The 22668-nt window shown below is 71.7% G+C and carries 19 protein-coding genes; 16 read left to right on the top strand and 3 right to left on the bottom strand.

Annotated features, from left to right (window positions below):
- Positions 1-3 precede the first annotated feature (3 nt).
- The 4 genes from ACIQV3_RS10250 (at position 4) to ACIQV3_RS10235 (ending at position 4952) form a co-directional block, all read left to right on the top strand.
- Positions 4-984, top strand: coding sequence for an alpha-ketoacid dehydrogenase subunit beta (locus ACIQV3_RS10250; RefSeq protein WP_388501272.1), 981 nt, complete (start codon positions 4-6; stop codon positions 982-984).
- Between the two features lie 13 nt (positions 985-997).
- Complete coding sequence (locus ACIQV3_RS10245; RefSeq protein ID WP_403711695.1) at positions 998-2422, top strand: dihydrolipoamide acetyltransferase family protein; 1425 nt, start codon at positions 998-1000, stop codon at positions 2420-2422.
- A 117-nt stretch (positions 2423-2539) separates the two neighbouring features.
- On the top strand, positions 2540-3487 hold the full coding sequence (locus tag ACIQV3_RS10240) for a GNAT family N-acetyltransferase (RefSeq protein ID WP_403711693.1): 948 nt from the start codon (positions 2540-2542) through the stop codon (positions 3485-3487).
- Positions 3488-3797: 310 nt separating this feature from the next.
- Positions 3798-4952, top strand: coding sequence for an IS701 family transposase (locus tag ACIQV3_RS10235; RefSeq protein WP_403711691.1), 1155 nt, complete (start codon positions 3798-3800; stop codon positions 4950-4952).
- A 77-nt stretch (positions 4953-5029) separates the two neighbouring features.
- On the opposite strand, the gene ACIQV3_RS10230 is transcribed toward ACIQV3_RS10235, so the two are convergent.
- The gene (locus tag ACIQV3_RS10230) at positions 5030-6955 is read right to left on the bottom strand and encodes a helix-turn-helix domain-containing protein (protein WP_403711689.1); all 1926 of its coding nucleotides are present in this window, start codon (positions 6953-6955) and stop codon (positions 5030-5032) included.
- 284 nt (positions 6956-7239) lie between these two features.
- Between ACIQV3_RS10230 and ACIQV3_RS10225 the strand changes: the two genes are divergently transcribed.
- Together ACIQV3_RS10225 and pabB are read left to right on the top strand one after the other, a co-directional pair.
- Positions 7240-7989, top strand: a complete 750-nt coding sequence (locus tag ACIQV3_RS10225) for a methyltransferase domain-containing protein (RefSeq protein ID WP_403711687.1) — start codon at positions 7240-7242, stop codon at positions 7987-7989.
- 23 nt (positions 7990-8012) lie between these two features.
- A complete protein-coding gene (pabB, locus tag ACIQV3_RS10220; RefSeq protein WP_403711685.1) occupies positions 8013-10151 on the top strand; it encodes an aminodeoxychorismate synthase component I in 2139 nt (712 codons plus the stop codon).
- On the opposite strand, the gene ACIQV3_RS10215 is transcribed toward pabB, so the two are convergent.
- The gene (locus ACIQV3_RS10215) at positions 10072-11103 is read right to left on the bottom strand and encodes a transaldolase family protein (RefSeq protein ID WP_403711683.1); all 1032 of its coding nucleotides are present in this window, start codon (positions 11101-11103) and stop codon (positions 10072-10074) included. The genes pabB and ACIQV3_RS10215 overlap by 80 nt on opposite strands.
- A 375-nt stretch (positions 11104-11478) precedes the next feature.
- Here ACIQV3_RS10215 and ACIQV3_RS10210 point away from each other — a divergent pair, with 375 nt between their 5' ends.
- The 5 genes from ACIQV3_RS10210 to ACIQV3_RS10190 all read left to right on the top strand — a co-directional run bounded on the left by ACIQV3_RS10210 (position 11479) and on the right by ACIQV3_RS10190 (position 16353).
- Positions 11479-12576 carry a 3-deoxy-7-phosphoheptulonate synthase gene (locus ACIQV3_RS10210; protein WP_403711681.1) on the top strand — a complete coding sequence of 366 codons (1098 nt, stop codon included), beginning with the start codon at positions 11479-11481 and terminating at the stop codon, positions 12574-12576.
- A 28-nt stretch (positions 12577-12604) separates the two neighbouring features.
- Positions 12605-13375, top strand: a complete 771-nt coding sequence (locus ACIQV3_RS10205) for a 2,3-dihydro-2,3-dihydroxybenzoate dehydrogenase (protein WP_403711679.1) — start codon at positions 12605-12607, stop codon at positions 13373-13375.
- Between the two features lie 67 nt (positions 13376-13442).
- The gene (locus ACIQV3_RS10200) at positions 13443-14117 is read left to right on the top strand and encodes an isochorismatase family protein (RefSeq protein ID WP_403711677.1); all 675 of its coding nucleotides are present in this window, start codon (positions 13443-13445) and stop codon (positions 14115-14117) included.
- Positions 14114-16033 (top strand): anthranilate synthase family protein, encoded by a 1920-nt coding sequence (locus ACIQV3_RS10195; RefSeq protein WP_403711675.1) that lies wholly within the window; start codon positions 14114-14116, stop codon positions 16031-16033. The genes ACIQV3_RS10200 and ACIQV3_RS10195 overlap by 4 nt, the downstream gene beginning before the upstream one ends.
- Positions 16030-16353, top strand: coding sequence for a hypothetical protein (locus ACIQV3_RS10190; protein ID WP_403711673.1), 324 nt, complete (start codon positions 16030-16032; stop codon positions 16351-16353). The genes ACIQV3_RS10195 and ACIQV3_RS10190 overlap by 4 nt, the downstream gene beginning before the upstream one ends.
- A 92-nt stretch (positions 16354-16445) precedes the next feature.
- On the opposite strand, the gene ACIQV3_RS10185 is transcribed toward ACIQV3_RS10190, so the two are convergent.
- Positions 16446-16955, bottom strand: a complete 510-nt coding sequence (locus ACIQV3_RS10185; RefSeq protein ID WP_403711671.1) for an AtaL-like protein — start codon at positions 16953-16955, stop codon at positions 16446-16448.
- 223 nt (positions 16956-17178) lie between these two features.
- On the opposite strand from ACIQV3_RS10185, the gene ACIQV3_RS10180 reads away from it, so the two are divergent.
- The 5 genes from ACIQV3_RS10180 to ACIQV3_RS10160 all read left to right on the top strand — a co-directional run.
- A complete protein-coding gene (locus tag ACIQV3_RS10180; protein ID WP_403711669.1) occupies positions 17179-17880 on the top strand; it encodes an SDR family NAD(P)-dependent oxidoreductase in 702 nt (233 codons plus the stop codon).
- A gap of 53 nt (positions 17881-17933) precedes the next feature.
- The gene (tkt, locus tag ACIQV3_RS10175) at positions 17934-20063 is read left to right on the top strand and encodes a transketolase (RefSeq protein ID WP_403711667.1); all 2130 of its coding nucleotides are present in this window, start codon (positions 17934-17936) and stop codon (positions 20061-20063) included.
- A complete protein-coding gene (gene aroA, locus ACIQV3_RS10170) occupies positions 20060-21361 on the top strand; it encodes a 3-phosphoshikimate 1-carboxyvinyltransferase (protein WP_403711665.1) in 1302 nt (433 codons plus the stop codon). Before tkt ends, aroA begins: the two co-directional genes overlap by 4 nt.
- Before the next feature lie 25 nt (positions 21362-21386).
- Positions 21387-22577 carry a 3-hydroxybenzoate 6-monooxygenase gene (locus ACIQV3_RS10165; RefSeq protein ID WP_403711663.1) on the top strand — a complete coding sequence of 397 codons (1191 nt, stop codon included), beginning with the start codon at positions 21387-21389 and terminating at the stop codon, positions 22575-22577.
- Positions 22574-22668 (top strand): chorismate synthase (locus tag ACIQV3_RS10160; protein ID WP_346073301.1); only part of this gene is annotated, 95 nt, incomplete at its 3' end. The genes ACIQV3_RS10165 and ACIQV3_RS10160, both read left to right, overlap by 4 nt.

The raw sequence follows: 22668 nt of genomic DNA, 5'->3' as shown, positions 1-22668 counted from the left end.
GTCATGGCCGTACAGAAGCTCACCATCGCCAAGGCGCTCAACGACTCCCTGCGCAAGGCCCTGGAAGAGGACCCCAAGGTCCTGATCATGGGCGAGGACGTCGGCAAGCTCGGCGGCGTCTTCCGCATCACCGACGGACTCCAGAAGGACTTCGGCGAGGAGCGGGTCATCGACACCCCGCTCGCCGAGTCCGGCATCGTCGGCACCGCGATCGGCCTGGCCCTGCGCGGGTACCGGCCGGTCGTGGAGATCCAGTTCGACGGGTTCGTCTTCCCCGCGTACGACCAGATCGTCACGCAGCTCGCCAAGATGCACGCGCGCTCGCTCGGCACCATCAAGATGCCGGTCGTCATCCGCATCCCCTACGCGGGCGGCATCGGCGCGGTCGAGCACCACTCGGAGTCCCCGGAGACGCTGTTCGCGCACGTCCCGGGCCTGAAGGTGGTCTCGCCGTCCAACGCGAGCGACGCCTACTGGATGCTCCAGCAGGCGATCCTCAGCGACGACCCGGTGATCTTCTTCGAGCCGAAGCGCCGCTACTGGGACAAGGGCGAGGTCGACACCGAGGCCATCCCCGACGCGCTGCACGGCTCGCGGGTGGCCCGTACGGGCACCGACATCACCCTGGCGGCCTACGGGCCCATGGTGAAGGTCTGTCTGGAGGCCGCGGCGGCCGCCGCCGAGGAGGGCAAGTCGGTGGAGGTCGTCGACCTGCGCTCGATGTCCCCGGTCGACTTCGACGGGATCCAGGCGTCGGTGGAGAAGACCCGCCGGCTCGTGGTGGTCCACGAGGCACCGGTGTTCCTCGGTGTGGGTTCGGAGATCGCCGCTCGCATCACGGAGCGGTGCTTCTACCACCTGGAGGCGCCCGTGCTGCGCGTGGGCGGCTACCACGCCCCGTACCCGCCGGCCCGCCTGGAGGACGAGTACCTGCCGGGCCTGGACAGGGTGCTCGACGCAGTCGACCGCTCGCTGGCGTACTGAGGAGAGCCCTGCGATGACGATCAGCGAATTCAAGATGCCCGATGTGGGCGAGGGCCTCACCGAGGCCGAGATCCTCAAGTGGTACGTCCAGCCGGGTGACACCGTCACCGACGGCCAGGTCGTGTGCGAGGTGGAGACGGCGAAGGCGGCCGTCGAGCTGCCGATCCCCTTCGACGGGGTCGTGCACGCGCTCCTCTTCGAGGAGGGCGTCACGGTCGACGTCGGCCAGGTCATCATCTCGGTACGGACGGGCCCGGCCGACGAGGCTCCGGCAGCGGCTCCCGCCGTGGCCGCCCCGGTCGCGGCGGCGGCGGAGCCCGAGGCCCCGGCGGCCCGCCAGCCCGTCCTGGTCGGCTACGGAGTCTCCACCGCCTCTACGAAGCGCCGCCCGCGCAAGGCCCCGCAGCCGGCGGTCGCCGCGCAGAACGGCACCGGCAGCGCGCAGGCGGCTCCGGCCGCCCCCGTGGTGGTCCCCGCACAGGGCGGCGCGGGCAAGGCACTGGCGAAGCCGCCGGTGCGCAAGCTCGCCAAGGACCTCGGCATCGACCTGGCCGCGGTGGTCCCCACCGGCGAGGGCGGGGTCGTGACCCGCGAGGACGTGCACGCGGCGGCCGCGGCGGCCATCACCCCGCAGGCCGTTTCCCCGGCGGTCCCGGTGGCCCAGGCGGCTCCGGCCGCTCCCGTACAGGCCCAGGCTCCGGCCGTGGCCCAGGCTCCGGCCGGGGCGGCCGGCTCCGCCCGGGAGACCCGCATCCCGGTCAAGGGCGTCCGCAAGGTCACCGCCCAGGCCATGGTCGGCTCCGCCTTCACCGCGCCGCACGTCACCGAGTTCATCACCTTCGACGTGACCCGCACGATGAAGCTGGTCCAGGAGCTCAAGGAGGACCCGGACCTCGCGGGGCTCCGGATCAACCCGCTGCTCCTGATCGCCAAGGCCGTCCTCGTGGCGATCCGCCGCAATCCGGACGTCAACGCGTCCTGGGACGAGGCGGCCCAGGAGATCGTGCTCAAGCACTACGTCAACTTGGGCATCGCGGCGGCCACCCCCCGGGGGCTGATCGTCCCGAACATCAAGGACGCCCACGCCAAGACGCTCGGCGAGCTGTCGCAGGCGCTGTCCGGGCTGGTCGCCACGGCCCGCGAGGGCAAGACCTCCCCGGCCGACATGCAGCACGGCACGATCACCATCACCAACGTCGGCGTCTTCGGCGTCGACACCGGTACGCCCATCCTGAACCCCGGAGAGTCCGCGATCCTCGCGGTCGGCGCGATCAAGCTCCAGCCCTGGGTCCACAAGGGCAAGGTCAAGGCGCGCCACGTCACCACCCTGGCGCTGTCCTTCGACCACCGCCTCGTCGACGGCGAACTCGGCTCCCGCTTCCTCGCGGACATCGCCGCCGTCCTGGAGCACCCGCGCCGTCTGATCACCTGGTCCTGACGGCCCGGCGGACCGGCCTCCGGGTGTTCCACCCGGAGGCCGGAATTCCGCACCAAACCGCCTCTGACGTGCGGAAACGCGTTGTGGAGCGGTTCCATCCGGTGTGATGATCTGCCCATGCATTTTCGCGCTGCCGCAGCAGACCCCACCGACCTGGACCGCGCCCTCGCCTACCCGGCCGACGGCCCCGTTCCCGCCCTCACCCCCGAGAAGGTCCGCGAGGAGTTCGCCGCGGGCCAGATGCGCCCCGAGTGGACCTGGTTCGCCGAGGACGAGAACGGCGAGGTCCTGGCCCGCGCCCTGTGGTGGGGCCGCGCCGACAGCGAGCGCCCGCTCGCGCTCGACTGCCTCCAGGTACACAGCTCCGTGGCCGACCCGGCCGCCGTCGCGGCCGGGCTGCTCGCCGCCGGGCACGAGGCCTTCGGCAAGCTCCCCGACTACAACATCTCGCTGCCGCGCGACTGGCGCACCTCCCCGGACGGCCTGGCCGACGCGGTCGCCTGGCGGCAGAAGGCCGCCGCCTCCGCCGGTCTGGTCCGCGAGATCGAGCGGCTCCGCTTCGAGTGGACCCCGGCCGCCGGCACCGCCGAGCCCACCGGGCGCCTCGCCTTCCGCGAAGGCACCGACGAGGAGTTCCTCGACGCCTTCGTCCGCCTCTCGTCCGGCAGCCTGGACCTGCACACGCAGAACGAGCTCCGCAGGATCGACGCCGAGGAACTGGCGCGCGCCGACATCGAGTTCTACACCGGCTGCCCGGGCGAGCGCTCCTGGTGGCGGCTGGCCCACCTGCCCGACGGCACGCTCGCCGGAATGGCGATCCCCTCCGCGACCCCGTACCACCGCAACGTCGGCTACCTCGGCGTGGTCCCCGAGCAGCGCGGCCGGGGCCTGATCGACGAGATCCTCGCCGAGATCACCCGCTTCCACGCCTCCGAGGGAGCCGACCGCATCACCGCCACCACGGACACCGTGAACGCCCCGATGGCCGCCGCCTTCACCCGCGCCGGCTACGAGGTCACGGAGATCCGCCTGGTCCTGGAGGCATCGGCCGGAGCCACCGCCTGACCTGGAGTCCGGTGACGGGACCACCGCGCCACGGCCTCCGGGGCGGCGCGGATGGTGGCCCGGCCACCATCGGGCGGCGCCGCCGGACGGTCCCGGCGGGGCCTGCCCGGCCGGACCCCCTCCGGCCAGGCGAAAGCCCGTACCGGGGTCCCCGTCGGGTGATCGGCGGGACGCCGCGGAACATGCCGGTCTGATGGTCCGCCCTGCACGCACGGGCGAATGTGTGTGACGGGTCCACCTGGTTCTCGGACCGTTCCCAGCCGCAGGGTTGAGGAGCGTCGGAGTACACGGGGGAAGGGATGGATCCGCAATGACCGTCACGAGTCTTGAACGCCTGGACACGCTGAGCAGCCGGTTCGTACCGGACCTGGTCGTGGGCGAGCTCTGTGCCGAGCTGTTCGCCTCGCTGCCGCGGAGCGACCAGCGGCGCAAGGGGGAGCTGTACTTGCGCGGCCTGCTGCAGGCCGAGGGGCGCAAGTCGATCCGGAACATCGCCGCGTACGTCGGAGACCGGGCGGCCGAGCAGAGCCTGCACCACTTCGTCGTCTCCTCCACCTGGGACTGGGGCCGGGTACGGGCCGCGCTCGCCGGCTACCTGGAGCGGTCGCTGCGGCCGCAGGCCTGGGTGGTGCAGCCGATGGTGATCTCCAAGGCCGGCACGGAGTCGGTGGGCGTCGACCGCCGGTTCGTGCCCGAGCTCGGCCAGGTCGTCAACAGTCAGGCCGCCTACGGGGTCTGGTCGGTCGGGGAGGGGCAGAGCTGCCCGGTGAACTGGCGCCTGACCCTCTCCCGGAAGTGGCGGGACAGCCTCGGTCCGCTGTCGCCGCACACCGAGGAGTCCGAACTGGCGGCCACTCCGCTGGAGTTGATCGCCGGAGCCGTGGAGGAACTGCGCGGCTGGGTGGGTCAGACCCGCCGGCCCGTGGTGCTCGACCTTCCCGACCTCGACCCCGCGGCGGTCGCCCGGCGCTTCGGGCCGGGCGGGACGCACTTCGTGGCGACGGCCCGCGGTTCCCTGCGGGTCCGGTGCGTGGACGCGGTCCTGCCGGGCGCGGCCAACCGCGAACTCGCCGCGCACCAACTGCTCCTGATGGCCCGTACGCTGCGCCGGCCGGTGACCTGGCGCGATCCGTCGACCGGCGGGCCGCGCGTCAGCCTGGTGGTCGCCGTACGCGTGGAGCTGCCGAACTCTTCCAAGCCGCAGCTCCTGTTCGGCGAGTGGAGCGATCCGCGCGGCTGGCCCGACCAGTGCTGGGTCACCGACATGACGCAGGCGCAACCGGGTGTGCTGCTCCGGCTGGCGAAGCAGGCGCGGCAGGTCGAAGCGGACTTCACCGGCGTCGCCCAGGAGGTGGGCCTCACCGACTTCGGCGGGCGCTCCTTCGAGGGCTGGCACCGGCACACCACCCTGGCCTCCGCCGCGCACGCGGTCCGGGTCCTCACCCAGCGGGCCGCGGACCACTAGCGGGCCCGCCCACGGGATCAGCCGGGATCAGGCGGGATCGGCCGGGATCAGCCGGGATCAGCCGGGATCAGGCGCGATCAGCCGATGGGCTGCCGGTTCTGCCGCCGCCGCTCCTGGTTGAGGGCCTTGCGGGTGCGCTGCAGCTGGAGGGCCAGCTGCACCTGGAGGGCCTGGGTCGGCTTCTGCCAGTCCTCGCCGAGGATCTCGGTGATCCGCTCCAGCCTGCGGGAGACGGTGTTGGGGTGGACGTGCAGCGACTCCGCCGCTCGGGAAGGGCTGTTGGCGGAGGCGAAGTACGCCTCCATGGTGCGGATCAGCTCGGTGTACTGCTGGTCGTCGTAGTCGAGCACCGGACCGATGGTGTCGTTGATGAACCCGTCGATGTTCGGCTTCTCGGAGAGCAGGACACCGAGGAAGCCGAGCTCTTCGGGGGAGGCGCTGCTGCCGGGGCCGGTGAGCGCGGCCACCGCGTCGAGGCAGCGCCGGGCCTCCTGGTACAGGTGGACGATCGCCGCAGGGCTGTCGGTGGGGCCGGCCGAACCGGCGGTCACCGGCTTGCCGAGCACCTCGGAGAGCTCCTTGGCCGCCGTCCTGGCGATGTCGCCCGACGCGGTGCCGGGGAGCAGCAGCACCACGAGGTCGCCGTCCACGCTCTTGAGGCCGTGGTGGCGGTTGGCGTACGAGGCGGCCCAGGCGGCCACGCGGCCCTGGACCCCCCCTTCGGGGCGGGCGATCACGATGACGTGGGGTTCGTCCAGGTTGAGCCCGAGGCGGCGGCTCTGCTCCGCGATCAGCGCCGGCGACAGCGACGGGCCGCGCAGCAGGTCGTGGAAGAACTCGTCGCGTATGTGTCCTTCGGCGGCGGCCATGCCCTGGTTCATCAGCAGGACGACGGCGGTCACTTGGGCGGTGAGCGCCAGCAGCTGCAGGCGGTGGTCGGTGATCGGCGCGTCGGCGGCCAGGACGAGCGTGCCCAGCATCTCGTCGCCCGCGGCGACCGAGGCGACCCAGACCCCGTCGCCCGCGCTCCGGGGCTGCCGGTCGGTGTGCGCGTCCAGCAGGGCGGTACGGACCTTGGCCTCGTCCAGCTCCGGGAGGGTGGCGCCCGGGCAGGCGAGGGTCCGGCCGGCCGCGTCCCGTACGAGGAGGGTGCCGCCGAGGTCCTTGACCGCCTCGGAGGCCAGGCTGCCGAGACCGTCGCCGCGCAGCACGAGGTCGAGCAGGCGGCCGTGCGTCTCGCGGAGCCGGCGGGCGGTGGTGGAGGAGTCCTTGGCGCGGGAGGTGTTCTGTTCCAGCTCGACGACCTCGTACCGGGTCTGCTCCAGCAGCCGGGCCTTCTCGATCGCGACCGTCGCGAGGTCGGCGAGGGAGCTCATGAGGGAGGTCTCGTCGGGCGTGAAGTGCCTGATGTTGCGGTCCGCGACGTACAGGGCGCCCCACGTGGTGCCCTGGTGCCTGAGCGGGATGGCCATGACGGCGCGCAGGCCCTCGGCCTCCACCACTTCGTCGATCACCTTGCTGTGCCGGAAGCTCTGGTCGTTCATGTAGTCGGCCGACCAGAACGGCGAGGCTCCGTCGACGGCGCGCTTGCCGACGCCGCCGTCGAGGGGGACGGCGAACCCGATCGTCAGCGCCGAGGCGTGGCCGTCCGCCGAACGCACCAGGGAGCAGCCGCTCTCGGCGTCGTCGAGGGCGACCCAGGCCATGTCGAGCCCCAGCAGCAGCCGGGCCCGCCGGGTGATGACTTTGAGCAGGGCGTCCACGTCGTAGGGAAGCGTCAGGTCGCGCGCGGTGTCCACGAGAGCGGCGAGGCCGGCCTCGCGCTGCTGGCGCCGGACGAACAGGGCCCGGACTCCGAGGCTTTGGTCCCTCGCCCTGGTCAATTGGGCGAGGGCGGCCCCGGACATGCCGGATTCGCGCGCCTTGCGTACCACGTCCTCGAACGCGGAGGCGGGCGCCTCTCTGTTCAGTAGTTCCAGCATCTCGTAGGCATGGTCGACCACGTCTATACCGCCCCCTGGGTAACAAGCCGTTCACAACCGGACCTTTGACGGTCCAATCGCTCTCTGGCCTGCATGAACGTAGCTCTTTAGGCAAGATCTGGTCAAGAATCTCGTGGGCGTTGATCGAGGTCAGAGACGCGGAGGGTGATCGGGCCACCACTCCCCATGACCGACGCTGTCATCTGGACACCTTCTGGCAGGAGCTGCCGCGACGGCAGTGTGATCACCGAGCGCTCCGGTGCCGTCACCAGCGCGACCGTCACTGCCGATGTTGGAGAAGTCCCATGCCCCAGGTGTCCGAGATCCATGACGCGGCCCGGCTCAAGAGCTTTGAGCGGTCCCTGCTGCGCAGCCACCTGTCACTGACCCGCGAGGACCGTCCGCGGGAGTTCACGCTGGCCGGCCGTAACTGGGACCTGTTCGACGAGGTCTTCGCCCCCGTCTACTCCCCCTCCACCGGGGTCGCCCTGGAGCTCCTGGGGCTCGGCCACCCGCAGGAGACCCCGCGATCGGGTGCGTTCCTGGAGGTCGGCTGCGGCACCGGGGTCGTGGCCGTGATGAGCGCGCTGGCGGGTTACGACCGGGTGGTGGCGGCCGACATCAGCCCCTCCGCCGTGGAGAACGCGCACGTCAACGCGGACCGGCACGGGGTGACGGACCGTCTGCGGGCCGTGCACAGCGACCTGTTCTCGGGCCTGGGCGAGGACGAGCGCTTCGACGTCATCTTCTGGAGCTCCAACTACGTCATGGGCCCCGAGAGCTACGAGTACAAGTCGGTGCACGAGCGGGCGTACGTGGACACCGGCTACCAGACGCACCGCCGGTTCCTGGAACAGTCCGTGCACTGGACCACCCCGGGCGGTTCCGTGCTGCTGCACTTCAGCGACCGCGGTGACCTGGCCGCGCTCCACGAGATCGCCGCCGACTGCGGGCGCGAGCTGCGCCTGGTGGCAGGTCAGCGGGTCCGTGAGGGCGAGTACGGCGAGGACATGGTCGAGCACATGCTCCTCGAGATCGTTCCGTTCGGAGTCTGAATCAAAACCGGGGGAGTCACATCATGCGTACGCTGCTTATCGACAACTACGACTCTTTTACGTACAACCTGTTCCACCTACTGACCGAGGTGAACGGCAGGGAGCCGGAAGTCGTCCGCAACGACGACCCGCACTGGAGGGCCGGGCACCTCGCCGCCTTCGACAACATCGTCGTCTCGCCGGGCCCCGGGACCCCGGGCCGGGCCGCCGACTTCGGCATCTGCGCGGAGACCATCCAGCGGACTGACCTGCCGCTGCTGGGCATCTGCCTCGGACACCAGGGCATCGGCCTGATGCACGGCGCCACCGTGGACCGCGCGCCGCAGCCGCGGCACGGGCGCACCTCGCCCGTCCTGCACGAGGGCACCGACCTGTTCGCGGGGCTGCCGTCGCCCATGGAGGTGGTGCGGTACCACTCGCTCGCCGTGACGGACCTCCCCGACGAGCTGGAGGCCACCGCGTGGACTCCGGACGGAATCCTGATGGGGCTGCGGCACCGGAGGCGCCCGATGTGGGGGGTGCAGTTCCACCCCGAATCGATCTGCAGTGAGTACGGCACGGAACTGCTGGCGAACTTCGCCCGGTTGAGCAGGGCGTACGGAGCACGCCGCGCGGTGACCGCACCCGCGCCCGTACTGGCGCCCGCGCCGCCCGTACTCGCTCCCGCGCCCGCGCCGGCTCCGCCGTCCGAGCCCGCGCCGACCCGTGAACTGAGGCTGGTGACCAGCCGCTTGACCACCGACTGGGACGCCGAGGCCGTGTACGACCGGCTCTTCCGGGGCAACGACCACGCCTACTGGCTGGACAGCAGCCTGCCCGGAGCCGAGCGCGGCCGGTTCTCCGTCATGGGCGACGCCACCGGCCCGCTCGCCCGGGTGGCCACGGCCGACGTGTGGAGCAAGGTCGTGACCGTGGAGTCGCGGGGCGGCGACGGCGGGCTCGTCGCGGGACCCTTCATGGAGTGGATCGACCGCGACCTGCGCTCGATCCACACCGAACTCCCCACCGGAGAGGACGAGCTGCCCTTCGACTTCGCGCTCGGCTGGGTCGGCTACCTCGGCTACGAGCTGAAGGCCGAGTGCGGCGGCGATCTCGTGCACCGCTCGCCCGTGGCCGACGCCACCATGGTCTTCGCCGACCGGGCCCTGGTGTTCGACCACGTCACGAACACCACCCACCTCCTCGCGCTCGCGGAGGGGGACGACGCCGAGGCCCGGAGCTGGCTGGCCGGGACGGCGGAGCGCCTCGCGCGCCTGTCGGGGCTGCGGCTGCCGGCTCCCCAGTCCTCCGGTTCGGGCGGTGAGATCCGGCTGCGCCACGACCGCAGCGCCTACCTGGGGCTCATCGGCTCCTGCCTGGAGGAGATCTCCGCGGGGGAGAGCTACGAGGTCTGCCTGACCAACATGGCGGAGTCCGACACCACCGTCGACCCCTGGGCGGCGTACCGCGCGATGCGGCGCACCAGCCCGGCGCCGTTCGCCGCCCTGCTCCAGTTCGGTGAGCTCTCCGTGCTGAGCAGTTCGCCCGAGCGGTTCCTGCGGGTCTCCCGCGACGGGCTGATGGAGTCCTCGCCCATCAAGGGCACCCGTCCGCGCGGCGCCACTCCCGAGGAGGACGCGGCCCTGGTGGCGGATCTGCTGAGCGACGAGAAGGACCGCTCGGAGAACCTGATGATCGTCGACCTGGTCCGCAACGACCTCGGCCGCTGCGCGGTACCGGGCTCGGTCGAGGCCGATGACCTCTTCCGGGTCGAGCACTACGCCACGGTCCATCAACTGGTGAGCACCGTACGGGCGCGGATGCGGCCCGAGCTGAGCGCGCTGGACTGCGTGCGCGCCGCGTTCCCCGGCGGCTCGATGACCGGCGCTCCCAAGATCCGCACCATGCAGATCATCGACCGCCTCGAGGCGGGCCCGCGCGGGGTGTACTCCGGAGCCATCGGCTACTTCTCGCTCTCCGGCGCCGCGGACCTGAGCATCGTGATCCGTACCGCCACGATCACGCCGGACCGGGTCCGGTACGGCGTCGGAGGCGCCGTGGTGGCCCTGTCCGACCCGGACGCGGAGTACGAGGAGACGGCGGTCAAGGCTGCCCCGTTCCTGGCCCTGACGAACGCCCGCTTCCCGGAGAGGCAGGGGCAGCGCCAGACGATCTCGTCATGAGGTCCCAGTCGTGCTGGAGGCGGCTGAGTTCCGCCGTCTCCAGCACGGCCGCGACCCGGGCGGAGGGGATGCCGAGCCGCTCCAGGGCGAGCAGCGCCCCCTTCGCCTCGCCCTCCCTCGTGAGCAGGGTGTCTCCGCTCAAGTTCGGCCGGCGCGCGGCTTCTTCCAGGGTGTCCACCGACAGCGCGAGCGCGGTGTTCCAGCCGATGAGCGCGCCCACGTCGGTGCCGCCCCTGGTCCACAACAGCCTGGGCTGCGGAGCGCCGTTGGCCCGCAGCACCCGCCACCAGCCCCCGGACAGCCGCTGCTCACGGAGCCGGTACATCGCGCGGGCGACGGCCAGACCCGCCGCGCCCCGGACCTCGTCGTCCGGGCCGACCCCCAGCTCGTCCAGCCGGGATTCGATCTCCGCGTCGAAGACCCCCACCGGGAACGAGGCGACCATCAGGGCCTCGCCCAGCGAGCGGCCGGACGCGAGGGAGCGTTCCAGCCCGTCGACGTAGGCATCGAGCACCTCGGCGTACCGCTCGGCCGAGAAGACCATCGAGGCGTGCACCCCGATGCCCTCGGCCAGACAGTCGGCCAGGGCCTCCAGTCCCGCCGGGGTCGCGGGGATCCGTACGAGCACGTTGGGGCGCGCCAGTTGCCCGTGCAGGGCGCGGGCCGCGGACCGGAGCGAGTGCGCGTCGTCGGCCCACAGGGGGGACACCGGCACGGAGACGTGGCCGACGGCGCCGTCGGTCGCCTCGAACACGGGCCGCAGCAGGTCGCAGGTCCGCCGGAGCAGCTTGAGGGTGCTGCCCGGGGGTGCCAGGGCGTTGTGGAAATCCACGCCCAGGACCGGAGGCCGGACGCTCGTCTCGAACTCTTCGGGGTCGTGCGCACTCAGCCATGGCGAGACGCCTTCGGACACCAGTTGTTTCAGCAGGTCTCGCGCTTCTTGACTCACCACGGTCCCGACCTTAGGCGTCCACGACATGCGTCGTCATTTCACGGCCGGCTCTGTGTCAGGTGGCAGTGGACCGGCGCCCGCGATCCCCCTCCGGGACGCGCGCGGACTTTAATGCGTTTCCCGCCGGCGGCTCCCACGGATCCGGGTAATGCGTCATGTCGAATTTCCGGCCGGCGGGCCGACGTGACCGAATGTGTCGGCACCTGACGAATCGGTGAATCTCTGGTGGTTGACTCATTCTTTTCTTCGCAGGCTTCTCGCTGCATCCGATGTCACGGCAGGTTCAGTACCGGGAGGTGCCACATGTACGGTGTCGCGCGCTTGAAATCAGCGCCGGCGGGCCAGCAGCCCGTTTGGCCCAATGAAGACGCTCTGGTGAATGCGAGGGCCGAAATCGAGGACTCGCCCGCTCTGGTACGCGCGGAGGACGTCGAGGCCCTGCGGGCGCTGCTGGCCGCGGCCTCGCGGGGAGAGGTACAGATCGTCCAGGGCGGGGACTGCGCGGAGGACCCCGCCGAGTGCACCCCCGGATACGTGGCGCGCAAGGCGGCGCTCCTCGACGTGCTGGCCGGCGTCATGAAGACGCGCACGCTCAAGCCCGTCCTGCGGGTGGGCCGGCTCGCGGGGCAGTTCGGCAAGCCCCGATCCAGCAACACCGAGATCGTCCACGGCGTCGAACTCCCCGTGTACCGCGGCCACATGGTCAACAGTCCGGAGCCCGATGCCGAGCTGCGCAGGCCTGACCCGCAGCGGCTGGTCTCCGGCTACCGCGCGGCCGCGGCCGCCATGCGGTCCCTGGGCTGGCACGGCGAGCAGCGGCCGTCCGCGGCCGAGGCCCCGGTGTGGACGAGCCACGAGGCCCTGCTGCTGGACTACGAGGTCCCGATGCTGCGCACCCAGCCCGACGGCTCGGTGCTGCTCACGTCGACGCACTGGCCCTGGATGGGCGAGCGCACGCGCGAGCTGGGCGGCGCCCACGTCGAGCTGTTCGCGTCGATTTCCAACCCCGTCGCCACCAAGGTCGGCCCGAAGATGACCCCGGCCGAGCTGGTCGAGCTGTGCGGCCGCCTCGACCCGCTGCGCGAGCCGGGCCGGCTGACGCTGATTTCCCGGATGGGGGAGGGCACGGCTGCCGAAAAGCTGCCGGAACTGGTCCACGCGGTCCGCGAGGCCGGGCACCCCGTGCTCTGGATGTGCGACCCCATGCACGGAAACACCGTCAGTGCGGCCGGCGGCTACAAGACCCGCTACATCACCGCGGTCGTGCGTGAGGTCCAGGAATTCCAGGCGGCCGTCGTCGATAACGGCGGAATCGCGGCCGGACTTCACCTGGAGACCACTCCCGACGCCGTGCGCGAATGCGTGCGCGACGAATACCACGTCAGCGAGCTGGGCGAGAAGTACACCTCGTTCTGCGACCCGCGCCTCAATTCCGACCAGGCTGTCGAAGTCGTATCCGCCTGGCGCGGCTGAGGCTGAAATAAAGAGGGGCGTTCCCGTCATGGAAGGAAAAATCGCTCTCGTCACCGGAGCGGCCGGCGGTATAGGCGCGGCCATTGTCCGCGCGCTGGCCACCCAGGGTGTCCGGGTGGCCGCCGTCGACATGGACGCGACCCGGCTGCGCGACCTGGCCAAGTCGGTGATCGAGGAAGGAGGCCGCGTCGAAGCATTCCCGGGCGACGTCACCTCCAGTGCGGACGTCGAGGCGCTGGTGGACGACGTGGAGACGCTCGTGGGGCCGCTCGACTTCCTCGTCAACGCCGCCGGAGTGCTGCGGCTCGCCGAGGTCCGCGCCCTCACCGACCAGGAGTGGAGCACGACGTTCGCGGTCAACACCACGGGCGTGTTCCTCGTCTCGCGCGCCGTCGTCAACCGCATGGTGCCGCGCGGACGCGGTGCGATCGTCACGATCGCCTCCAACTCCGCGGGCACCGCGCGTACGGAAATGGCCGCCTACGCCGCTTCGAAGGCGGCCGCGACCATGTTCACCAAGTGTCTGGGCCTGGAAGTCGCCAAGTTCGGGATCCGCGCGAACATCGTCGCGCCGGGGTCCACGGACACCCCGATGCTCACCTCGATGTGGCAGGACGAGAGCAGTTCGAAGGCCTCCATCGAAGGGGTGCCGGGCTCCTACCGCGTCGGCATCCCGCTGGGCAAGATCGCCCGCCCCGAGGACGTCGCCGAGGCGGTGGTCTTCCTGCTCTCCGACAAGGCCGCGCACATCACGATGCACGACCTCACCGTGGACGGCGGTGCGGCCCTGGGTGCCTGAGACCGGTGTGACCGGTGTGACCAGTCGACCAACCGTCAACGAGACCGTGAACGAGAGGGAGAAACGCATGGCAGGCATACCTGCTATCAGCCCGTATCCGATGCCCTCGGCAGCCGACCTGCCCGCCGCCGCCGTCGACTGGGAAGTCGACCCGGACCGCGCCGTCCTGCTGGTGCACGACCTGCAGAAGTTCTTCCTGACCGCCTTCCCTGCCGGTGAGCAGCCCGTCGTGGACCTGACCCGCAACGCCGGAGAGCTGCGCACGCGCGCGGCGGCGCTCGGCATCCCGGTGGCCTACACGGCGCAGCCCGGCGGCATGACCCCCCAGGAGCGCGGCCTGCTCGCCGACTTCTGGGGCCCGGGCATGCGGCCGAGCCCCGAACACCGCCAGGTCGTGGACCCGGTGGCACCGGCCCCCGGGGACTGGATGCTCACCAAGTGGCGCTACAGCGCCTTCTTCAAGACCGATCTGCTGGAGCGGATGCGCGCACACGGCCGCGACCAGCTGATCATCTGCGGCGTGTACGCCCACGTGGGCGTCCTGATGACGGCGGTGGAGGCCTTCACCAACGACATCCAGCCCTTCCTGGTCGCCGATGCCGTCGCCGACTTCAGCTGGGAGGAGCACCGGATGGCGCTGGAGTACGCGGCCGGCCGGTGCGCCGCCCTGACCACCACGAAGCAGCTCCTCACGTCCCTCCCGGACCGGGCGGACGCGCACGCGGAAAGGGTTTCGGCATGACTGCGGACCAGCTGGGCCGGATCCTGAGCGACCGGCCGCCGGCCTTCGCGCTGATCCACCGTCCGGAGACCGATCCCAGCGGCCGGCTCGACCTGTTCCTCGGTTCGTTCACCGAGGCCGCGACCCTGGCCGACGTACCCCTCGGCGAGGTCCTGGAAGGTGCCGGCGCGCGTCAGGACGTCCTCACCCTGATCCCGTACCGGCAGCTCGCCGAGCGCGGCTTCGAGGCACCGGACGACGGCACCCCGCTGCTCGCCATGGTGATCGACGAGCAGACGAAGGTGCCGCTCGACGCCGTGCTGCGGCAGATCCCCGACGGCCCCGTCCGCCTCGTGCCCGGCGGAGACTTCGACATCGACGACGACACGTACGCCGAAACGGTCCGCCGTGTCATCGCGGACGAGATCGGCACCGGCGAGGGCGCCAACTTCGTGCTGAAGCGCTCGTTCGTGGCCGACGTGGGCGACTACTCCGTCGCCACGGCGCTGCGGATCTTCCGCCGGCTGCTGGAGCGGGAGACCGGCGCGTACTGGACCTTCGTCGTGCACACCGGCGACCGCACGCTCGTCGGCGCCTCTCCCGAGCGCCACATGAGCGTGTCGGGCGGCCGTGCCGTGATGAACCCCATCAGCGGCACCTACCGCTTCCCCGCCTCGGGACCCGAACTGAGCGGTGTCATGGACTTCCTCGCCGACCGCAAGGAGGCCGACGAGCTGTACATGGTCGTCGACGAGGAACTCAAGATGATGGCCCGGATCTGCGAGTCGGGCGGCCGGGTCGTCGGGCCCTATCTGAAGGAGATGGCCCGGCTCGCGCACACCGAGTACTTCATCGAGGGCCGCACCTCCCGCGACCCGCGCGAGATCCTCCACGAGACGCTGTTCGCGCCGACGGTCACCGGGTCCCCGCTGGAGAGCGCGGGCCGGGTCATCAAGAAGTACGAGCCGCAGGGGCGCGGCTACTACAGCGGCGTCCTGGCCCTCATCGGCCAGGACGAGAACAGTGAGCGCACGCTGGACTCGGCGATCCTCATCCGGACCGCCGACATCGACGACGGGGGGCGGATGCGGATCGGCGTCGGCGCCACCCTCGTGCGCCACTCCGACCCGCTGTCCGAGGTCGCCGAGACCCGCGCCAAGGCGTCCGGTCTGCTGGCCGTGTTCGAGGAGGCCGGACCGAGCCGGTTCGGCGACCACCCCGAGGTACGGGCGGCGCTCAGCCGGCGCAACGACACGATCGCCGGTTTCTGGCTGGACGACGAAGCCGACCGGGCCCGCCCGGTCGCGCTGCTCGCGGGCCGCAAGGTGCTGGTGGTCGACGCGGAGGACACCTTCACCGCGATGATCGAGCACCAGCTGCGGGCCCTGGACGCGCAGGTCACCGTCACCCGCTTCGACGAGCCCTACGACTTCGCCCCGTACGACCTCGTCGTCATGGGCCCGGGACCGGGTGACCCGCGGGAGGTGGACCACCCGAAGATCGCGCACCTGCGGGCCGCGGTCGACACCCTGCTCACGGAGCGGCGGCCGTTCCTCGCCGTGTGCCTCAGCCACCAGGTGCTCAGCACCAAGCTCGGTTTCGGCCTGCGGCGCAGGGAGCAGCCCAACCAGGGGGTGCAGCGGGAGATCGAGCTGTTCGGGCGGCGCGAGCGCGTGGGCTTCTACAACACCTTCGCGGCGCAGAGCGCCTCGGACACGGTCGAGGTGCCCGGCGTCGGCACGGTCCAGGTGTGCCGGGAGGCGGGGACCGACGAGGTGCACGCGCTGCGCGGGCCCGGCTTCCGGTCCATGCAGTTCCACGCCGAGTCGGTGCTCACCGAGGACGGTGTCCGCATCGTCGGCGAGGCCCTGGCCGGACTGCTGCGGGAGCGGGAACAGGAGCAGGAGCGGGAACAGGAGCAGGAGCAGCTCGTATGAAGGCGACGGTGGCCTGGTGGGACCTCGCCGGCTCGGGGCACAGCATCGAGTCGCTGCGGTCGTACCTGCGCGACGAGGCGGTCGACCGGTTCGCTTCGGTCGAGGGTCTGCGGCTGAAGTTCTGGATCGCGGATCCGGCGACCGAGCGCTGGGGCGCGGTGCTGCTGTGGGAGTCCGCGGAGGCGGCGGCCCGGCCGCTCGCCCCGCGGGCCGCCGAGCTCATCGGGCGGGCACCGGTGCAGTACACGGTGTTCGACGTGGAGGCGACGGTCGAGGGCGTCCACACGCTGCCCGGGCTGCCGGGCCCCGGCCTGATCTGAGGCCGGTGCGAGGCCCGGTGTGAGGCCCGGTGTGAGGCTCGGTGCGAGGCCCGGTCCGGGGCCCGTACCGAGGACGAGGGCGAAACGGCCCCTCACGACCCGTCCGGGTCGGGAGGGGCCGTTGGCGTCCCCGCCGTCGCGGGCTCCGTCGAGACCTTGCGCAGAACGGCCGTCATGGCGTCCAGCGTGCCGTGGAAATCGCCGTCCAGGTCCCGCAGATACGGGTTCTGCACCAGGACCGCGGCCGTCCTGCCCTCGGTCAGGGTGATGCTCAGCGTCAGGGTGAGCCGCCCCTCTTCGTCCTCGCCGATCTCGTTGCGTATCTCCGCGATGTCGGTGGGGTCCAGATGCCGGTAGACGATGCGTCCGGCGCTCTCCTGGGCGGTGACCCGCTGGAGGAACGTGTGCTGCCCGCGCCGGATCTCCCGGAGGAGTCCGTCCGCGTACCGGTCGTGGATCCGGCATTCCACGATGGCGGGCACGTAGTCCGTCGGATGCTCCGCCTTGTGCAGCAGGGCCTGCCACAGGTTCTCCCGGGTGGGACCGCCCTGACCCTCCCGACCTGTGTCGACGACCGGACGGGTCCACGAAAGCGTCAGCATTGATCTCCCTCTCGGCCGCTTACCGGCGTGCAGCATCGGCTGGCCGCACCGCGGTGTCAAAGGGGGTCCGGGCAGTCCGTCAGATGCCTCCAGGACCTGACGAAGTGCCCGAAAGGCACTGCCCCCAGAGGCCCGGATCCTTGCAAGGTGGCCGCTGGTCGAATGCGTTCGGTGTGAGTGAACGCCCTCTCGGATCCCCCTGCGGAGAATCAGGAGAACACTGATGTCTGAACGGTTCGACGGCCGGGTCGTCCTCGTTACCGGTGGAGGCGAAGGCATCGGCCGGGCAGCGGCGGTGGCCTTCGCCCGGCTCGGAGCCACGGTGGTGGTCGCCGGCCGCCACCCGGAGACGCTCGAAGGAACGGTCCGGCAGATCCTCGACGAAGGCGGCAAGGCCGACAGCGTGGTCGGCGAGGTCTCGGACGCCACGGAAGGCGCCGACGTGGGCGCCGCCCACATCGTCGCCGAGACCGTGCGCCGCCACGGGGCCCTGCACGTGGCCTTCAACAACACCACGGAGCTGGGCCCGCACCGACGCGTCGCCGACATCAGCGAGAGCGCCTGGGCCCAGAGCCTGACGGCCAACCTGACCGGCGTCTGGCTGTCCATGAAGCACGAGATCGCCCACATGGAGCTGGCCGGCGGCGGGGTCATCGTCAACACGGCCAGCAACATCGGCTCTCAGGGCATGCTGCCGGGCCTGGGCGCGTACGCCGCGTCCACGGCGGCGGTCAGCGCCCTCACCCGGACCGCCGCCAAGGAGTACTTCGGCAAGGCCATCCGCATCAACGCCATCAGCCCCTGCCCGCTCGGCCGGGGAGGCAGCCCCGAGGAGATCGCCGACACCGTCGTCTGGCTGGCCTCCGACGCGGCCGCGTACATCGTCGGGCACGACCTCGTACTCGACCGCAAGACCAGCGTGTGACCAGCACCCAGTCGAGCCCCGAGGCCCGGCCGAGCAGAGGAGTCCCGAGCACCATGACGAGCAGCCCCGCGCAGAGATCCCCCCGTACCTTCGAGTGGAGCGACCTGGACCGGCGCGCCGTCGACACCGCCCGCGCGCTGGCGATCGACGCCGTGGAAGCCGCGGGCCACGGCCACCCGGGTACCGCCATGAGCCTGGCGCCGGCCGCCTACCTGCTGTTCCAGAAGCTGCTGCGGCACAACCCGGCCGACCCCCAGTGGGCCGGCCGCGACCGCTTCGTGCTCTCCTGCGGGCACTCCAGCCTGACCCTCTACACCCAGCTCTACCTCTCCGGCTACGGCCTGGAACTCGACGACCTCAAGGCACTGCGCACCGAGGGCAGTCTGACCCCGGCGCACCCCGAGTACGGGCACACCCCCGGCGTCGAGACCACCACCGGTCCGCTCGGCCAGGGCCTGGGCAACGCGGTCGGGATGGCCATGGCGGCCCGCCGCGAGCGCGGTCTGTTCGATCCGGACGCCTCCCCGGGCGAGAGCCCCTTCGACCACACCGTCTGGGCGTTCGTCTCCGACGGCGACCTGGAGGAGGGCATCAGCCACGAGGCCGGTTCCCTCGCCGGCCATCAGCGGCTGGGCAACCTGGTCGTGCTCTGGGACGACAACCGCATCTCCATCGAGGACGACACGCTGATCGCGGTCTCCGATGACGTGCCCGCGCGGTACCGCAGTTACGGCTGGCACGTGCAGCAAGTCGACTGGACCGTGACCGGGGCGTACGTGGAGGACATGGCGGCCCTGCACGACGCCCTGTCGGCCGCCCGTGAGGAGACCGGACGGCCCTCGCTCGTCGCGCTGCGCACCATCATCGGCTGGCCTTCGCCGGGCAAGCAGAACAGCGGAAAGATCCACGGCTCGGCGCTCGGCGCGGCCGAGGCCGCGGCCACCAAGAAGGCCATGGGCCTGGACCCCGAGCGCTCCTTCGAGGTACCGGACGAGGTGCTCGCGCACGCCCGGCAGGTCGGCGAACGGGCCCGCGCCGACGTGAAGGCCTGGGCGAAGCGTTACGCGGACTGGCGCGCCGGCGCCCCCGGGCGGGCGGCCGAGTTCGACCGGATCAGCGTGCGCGAACTGCCCGCGGGGTGGAGGGAGGCGCTGCCCGTCTTCGAGGCGGGCGGGCAGGTCGCCACCCGCAAGGCGTCCGGGGAGGTGCTGAGCGCGCTGGCCGCGACGCTGCCCGAACTGTGGGGCGGCTCCGCGGACCTCGCCGAGTCCAACCTGACCACCATGAAGGGCGAACCCTCCTTCGTCCCCGCCGACCGGGCGACGGAGACCTTCCCCGGCCACCAGTACGGCCGGACCCTGCACTTCGGCATCCGTGAGCACGCCATGGGCGCGATCCTGAACGGCATCGCCCTGCACGGCGGAACCCGCCCCTACGGCGGCACCTTCCTCGTCTTCTCCGACTACATGCGCCCCGCCGTGCGCCTCGCGGCCATGATGAAGCTGCCCGTCACCTACGTCTGGACCCACGACTCCATCGGGCTCGGCGAAGACGGACCCACCCACCAGCCCATCGAGCACCTGTGGGGGCTGCGCGGCATCCCGGGCCTCGACGTCGTACGCCCGGCCGACGCCAACGAGACGGCCGTGGCCTGGCGCACCGTACTGGAGCACGACGACCGGCCCGCCGGCCTGTGCCTGTCCCGGCAGAACCTGCCGGTCCTCGACCGCTCCGCCGCCTCCGGTGTGGAATCGGCCGAAGGCACCGCACGCGGCGGCTACGTCCTGGCCGAGGCCGCCGGCGGCGCCCCCGACGTGGTGCTGATCGCCACGGGCAGCGAGGTGCACATCGCGCTGGACGCCCGCGCCGTCCTGGAGGGCGAGGGCATCGCCACCCGGGTCGTGTCGATGCCGTGCCTGGAATGGTTCCAGGAGCAGACCCCCGAGTACCGGGAGCAGGTGCTGCCGAGCTCCGTGCGGGCCCGGGTCTCGGTCGAGGCCGGATCCGCGCTCGGCTGGTACCAGCTGCTCGGCGACGCCGGGATCCCGGTGGGGCTCGACCAGTTCGGCGCCAGCGCCCCGTACACCTCCCTGTACGAGCGCCACGGCTTCACCGCCGGCAACGTGGCCGCCACCGCCCGGGCCAGCCTGGCCCGCGTCGCGGCGCAGCGGGGCACGCGGTGAGCGAGCCGGCGCTGATCGCCCGGATCCCGGGCTCCAAGAGCATCACCAACCGGGCGCTGCTGCTGGCCGCCGCGGCCGAGGGCGTCTCGCTGCTGCGGGATCCGCTGGTCAGCGAGGACACGGTGGCCTTCCGGGAGGCCCTGACCGGGCTCGGAGTGCACATCGAGACGGCCGAGGACGGCGCCTGGCAGGTGACCGGAACGGGCGGCGCCCCGAGCGGGGGCGGCTCCGTGTGGTGCGAGGACGCGGGTACGGCGGCCCGGTTCCTGCCGCCCTTCGCGGCGTCCGGCGAGGGCGAGTTCGGCTTCGACGGGACCGAGCAGCTACGGGCCCGGCCGCTGCGGCCGCTGGCCGACGCGCTGGCCCGGCTCGGCGCCGACGCCCGGGTGGCCGAGCCGGTGGGCGGACTGCCGCTGACGGTCTCCGCCCGGGGTCTGGCCGGCGGCGAGCTGACCGTGGACGCCTCGCTCAGCAGCCAGTACCTCACCGGTCTGCTGCTGGCGGGCCCGCTGATGCGGCAGCCGCTGGTCGTACGGGGCGCCGGACTGGTCAGCCGTCCGTACATCACCATGACCCAGGCGCTGATGCGCCACTTCGGCGCGTACGTCGACGAGTTCGGCCCCTTCGACGAGTTCGGGGCCGGGACGATCCAGGTGCTGCCCGGCGGCTACCGGGCCGCCCGCCTCGACATCGAGCCGGACGCCTCCACCGCCTCGTACGCCTTCGCCGCGGCCGCGATCACGGGGCGCGGCGTCACCGTGCCGGGCCTCGGCAGGAACAGCGTCCAGGGCGACCTCGGCTTCGTCCGGGTGCTGGCCCGGGCGGGCGCCCGCGTGGAGATCACCGACCGGGCCACGACCGTCACCGGTACCGGTCCGCTGCGCGGCGGCTTCGACATCGACATGGGCGACATCTCCGACACCTTCATGACGCTGGCGGCGGTGGCCCCGCTCGCCGACGCGCCCATCACGGTGCACGGCATCGGGCACGCGCGGCTCAAGGAGTCCGACCGGATCGCCGCGGTCGAGGAGAACCTGCGGGCCTGCGGGATCCGTACCGAATCGGGTCCGGACCGGCTCACCGTCCATCCGGGCCGCCCCACGGCCGCCCGGATCGCCTGCCGCCGCGACCACCGGATCGCGATGGCGTTCTCGGTGCTCGGACTGCGCGTCCCCGGCATCACGCTGGACGATCCGTCCTGCGTCGGCAAGACCTTCCCCGGCTTCCACGCCGAGCTGGAGCGGCTCTTCCCGGCCCACACGAGCCGCGCGCATCGATCGCGCGCCGGCAGCCACTGATCAGGAAAGGGAAGGTGAGACACCCATGGCCGACATACTCATCGCCGGTGGTGGCATCGGTGGACTCGCTGCGGCACTCGGGCTCGCGCGACGCGGCCACCAGGTCACGGTCCTCGAGCGCAGGGACCTCTTCACGGAGGTCGGCGCCGGCATCCAGCTCGGCCCGAACGCCTTCCACGCGCTCGACCTGCTCGGAGTGGGCCGGGAGGTCCGCGAACGCGCCGTCCTCATCGACGAACTGCGCTTCATGGACGGCGTCACCGGCGAGCAGGTCGCGGCCCTCGCGGTGACGGAGAAGTACCGGGCCCGGTTCGGCAACCCGTACGCCGTGGTGCACCGGGTGGACCTCTACCTGCCGCTCCTGGAGGCCGCCCGCCGTTCCCCCGGCATCGAACTGCTCGGAGGGTGCCACGTCGTCGCGTACGAGCAGTGGGCGGGCGGGGTGACGGCCGTTCTCGCCGATGGCAGGCGGCGCACCGGCGACGCGCTCATCGGCGCCGACGGCCTGCACTCCGCGGTCCGCCGACAGCTGGTCGGCGACGGGTCCCCGCGCATCTCCGGCCACACCATCTACCGCTCGGTGATCCCCGTGGAGGAGGTGCCCGAGGACCTGCGGGGAAACAACGTGGTCCTGTGGGCGGGCCCGAAGTGGCACCTCGTGCACTACCCGGTCACGGGTGGCAGCCACTTCAATCTGGCCGCGACCCGGGACGACGGAGCCGCGCAGGCCCTGGCCGGAGTCCCGGCCGAGCACGGCCACGTGATGGACTCCTTCCCCGGACTGCCCGGCCCGGCCCGCAGGGTGCTGGAGCTGGGGCGGGACTGGAAGTCCTGGGTGCTGTGCGACCGCGACCCGGTGGACCGCTGGACCGAGGGCCGGGTCGCACTCCTCGGTGACGCCGCGCATCCGATGCTCCAGTACGCGGCGCAGGGTGCGTGCCAGGCCCTCGAGGACGCGGTCCTGCTGTCGGTCCTGCTGGACGGCAGCGAGGACGACTTCGTTCAGCGTCTGGAGAAGTACAACGCGGCGCGCCGGGAGCGTACGGCCCGGGTGCAGCTGGTGGCGCGGGAGATGGGCCGCGTGCTCTACCACGCGGCCGGAGAGGCGCGGGTGGAGCGCAACGCGATGCTGGCCGCGCTGTCCGACGAGGACATGTACGACAAGGCGGCCTGGTTGCACGGCGCCTACGACTTCGCTTGGGGAGACGGAAATTGAGCAGGTTGCGTTGGCTGACGGCCGGGGAATCTCACGGCCCGGCTCTGGTAGCGACGCTGGAGGGGCTTCCCGCCGGCGTTCCGGTCACCAC

Origin of the sequence: Streptomyces sp. NPDC099050, assembly GCF_044759865.1 — a bacterium.
GTDB lineage: Bacteria > Actinomycetota > Actinomycetes > Streptomycetales > Streptomycetaceae > Streptomyces.
Note: the sequence above shows the minus strand (reverse complement) of the source record. Positions and strands in the feature narration are given on the sequence as shown.

Bases quoted from the DNA above. Each gene is read 5' to 3' on its own strand.
- ACIQV3_RS10250 (WP_388501272.1), top strand. From the start codon at position 4: ATGGCCGTACAGAAGCTCACCATCGCCAAGGCGCTCAACGACTCCCTG.
- ACIQV3_RS10245 (WP_403711695.1), top strand. From the start codon at position 998: ATGACGATCAGCGAATTCAAGATGCCCGATGTGGGCGAGGGCCTCACC.
- ACIQV3_RS10240 (WP_403711693.1), top strand. From the start codon at position 2,540: ATGCATTTTCGCGCTGCCGCAGCAGACCCCACCGACCTGGACCGCGCC.
- ACIQV3_RS10235 (WP_403711691.1), top strand. From the start codon at position 3,798: ATGACCGTCACGAGTCTTGAACGCCTGGACACGCTGAGCAGCCGGTTC.
- ACIQV3_RS10225 (WP_403711687.1), top strand. From the start codon at position 7,240: ATGCCCCAGGTGTCCGAGATCCATGACGCGGCCCGGCTCAAGAGCTTT.
- pabB (WP_403711685.1), top strand. From the start codon at position 8,013: ATGCGTACGCTGCTTATCGACAACTACGACTCTTTTACGTACAACCTG.
- ACIQV3_RS10205 (WP_403711679.1), top strand. From the start codon at position 12,605: ATGGAAGGAAAAATCGCTCTCGTCACCGGAGCGGCCGGCGGTATAGGC.
- ACIQV3_RS10200 (WP_403711677.1), top strand. From the start codon at position 13,443: ATGGCAGGCATACCTGCTATCAGCCCGTATCCGATGCCCTCGGCAGCC.
- ACIQV3_RS10195 (WP_403711675.1), top strand. From the start codon at position 14,114: ATGACTGCGGACCAGCTGGGCCGGATCCTGAGCGACCGGCCGCCGGCC.
- ACIQV3_RS10190 (WP_403711673.1), top strand. From the start codon at position 16,030: ATGAAGGCGACGGTGGCCTGGTGGGACCTCGCCGGCTCGGGGCACAGC.
- ACIQV3_RS10185 (WP_403711671.1), bottom strand. From the start codon at position 16,955: ATGCTGACGCTTTCGTGGACCCGTCCGGTCGTCGACACAGGTCGGGAG.
- ACIQV3_RS10180 (WP_403711669.1), top strand. From the start codon at position 17,179: ATGTCTGAACGGTTCGACGGCCGGGTCGTCCTCGTTACCGGTGGAGGC.
- tkt (WP_403711667.1), top strand. From the start codon at position 17,934: ATGACGAGCAGCCCCGCGCAGAGATCCCCCCGTACCTTCGAGTGGAGC.
- ACIQV3_RS10165 (WP_403711663.1), top strand. From the start codon at position 21,387: ATGGCCGACATACTCATCGCCGGTGGTGGCATCGGTGGACTCGCTGCG.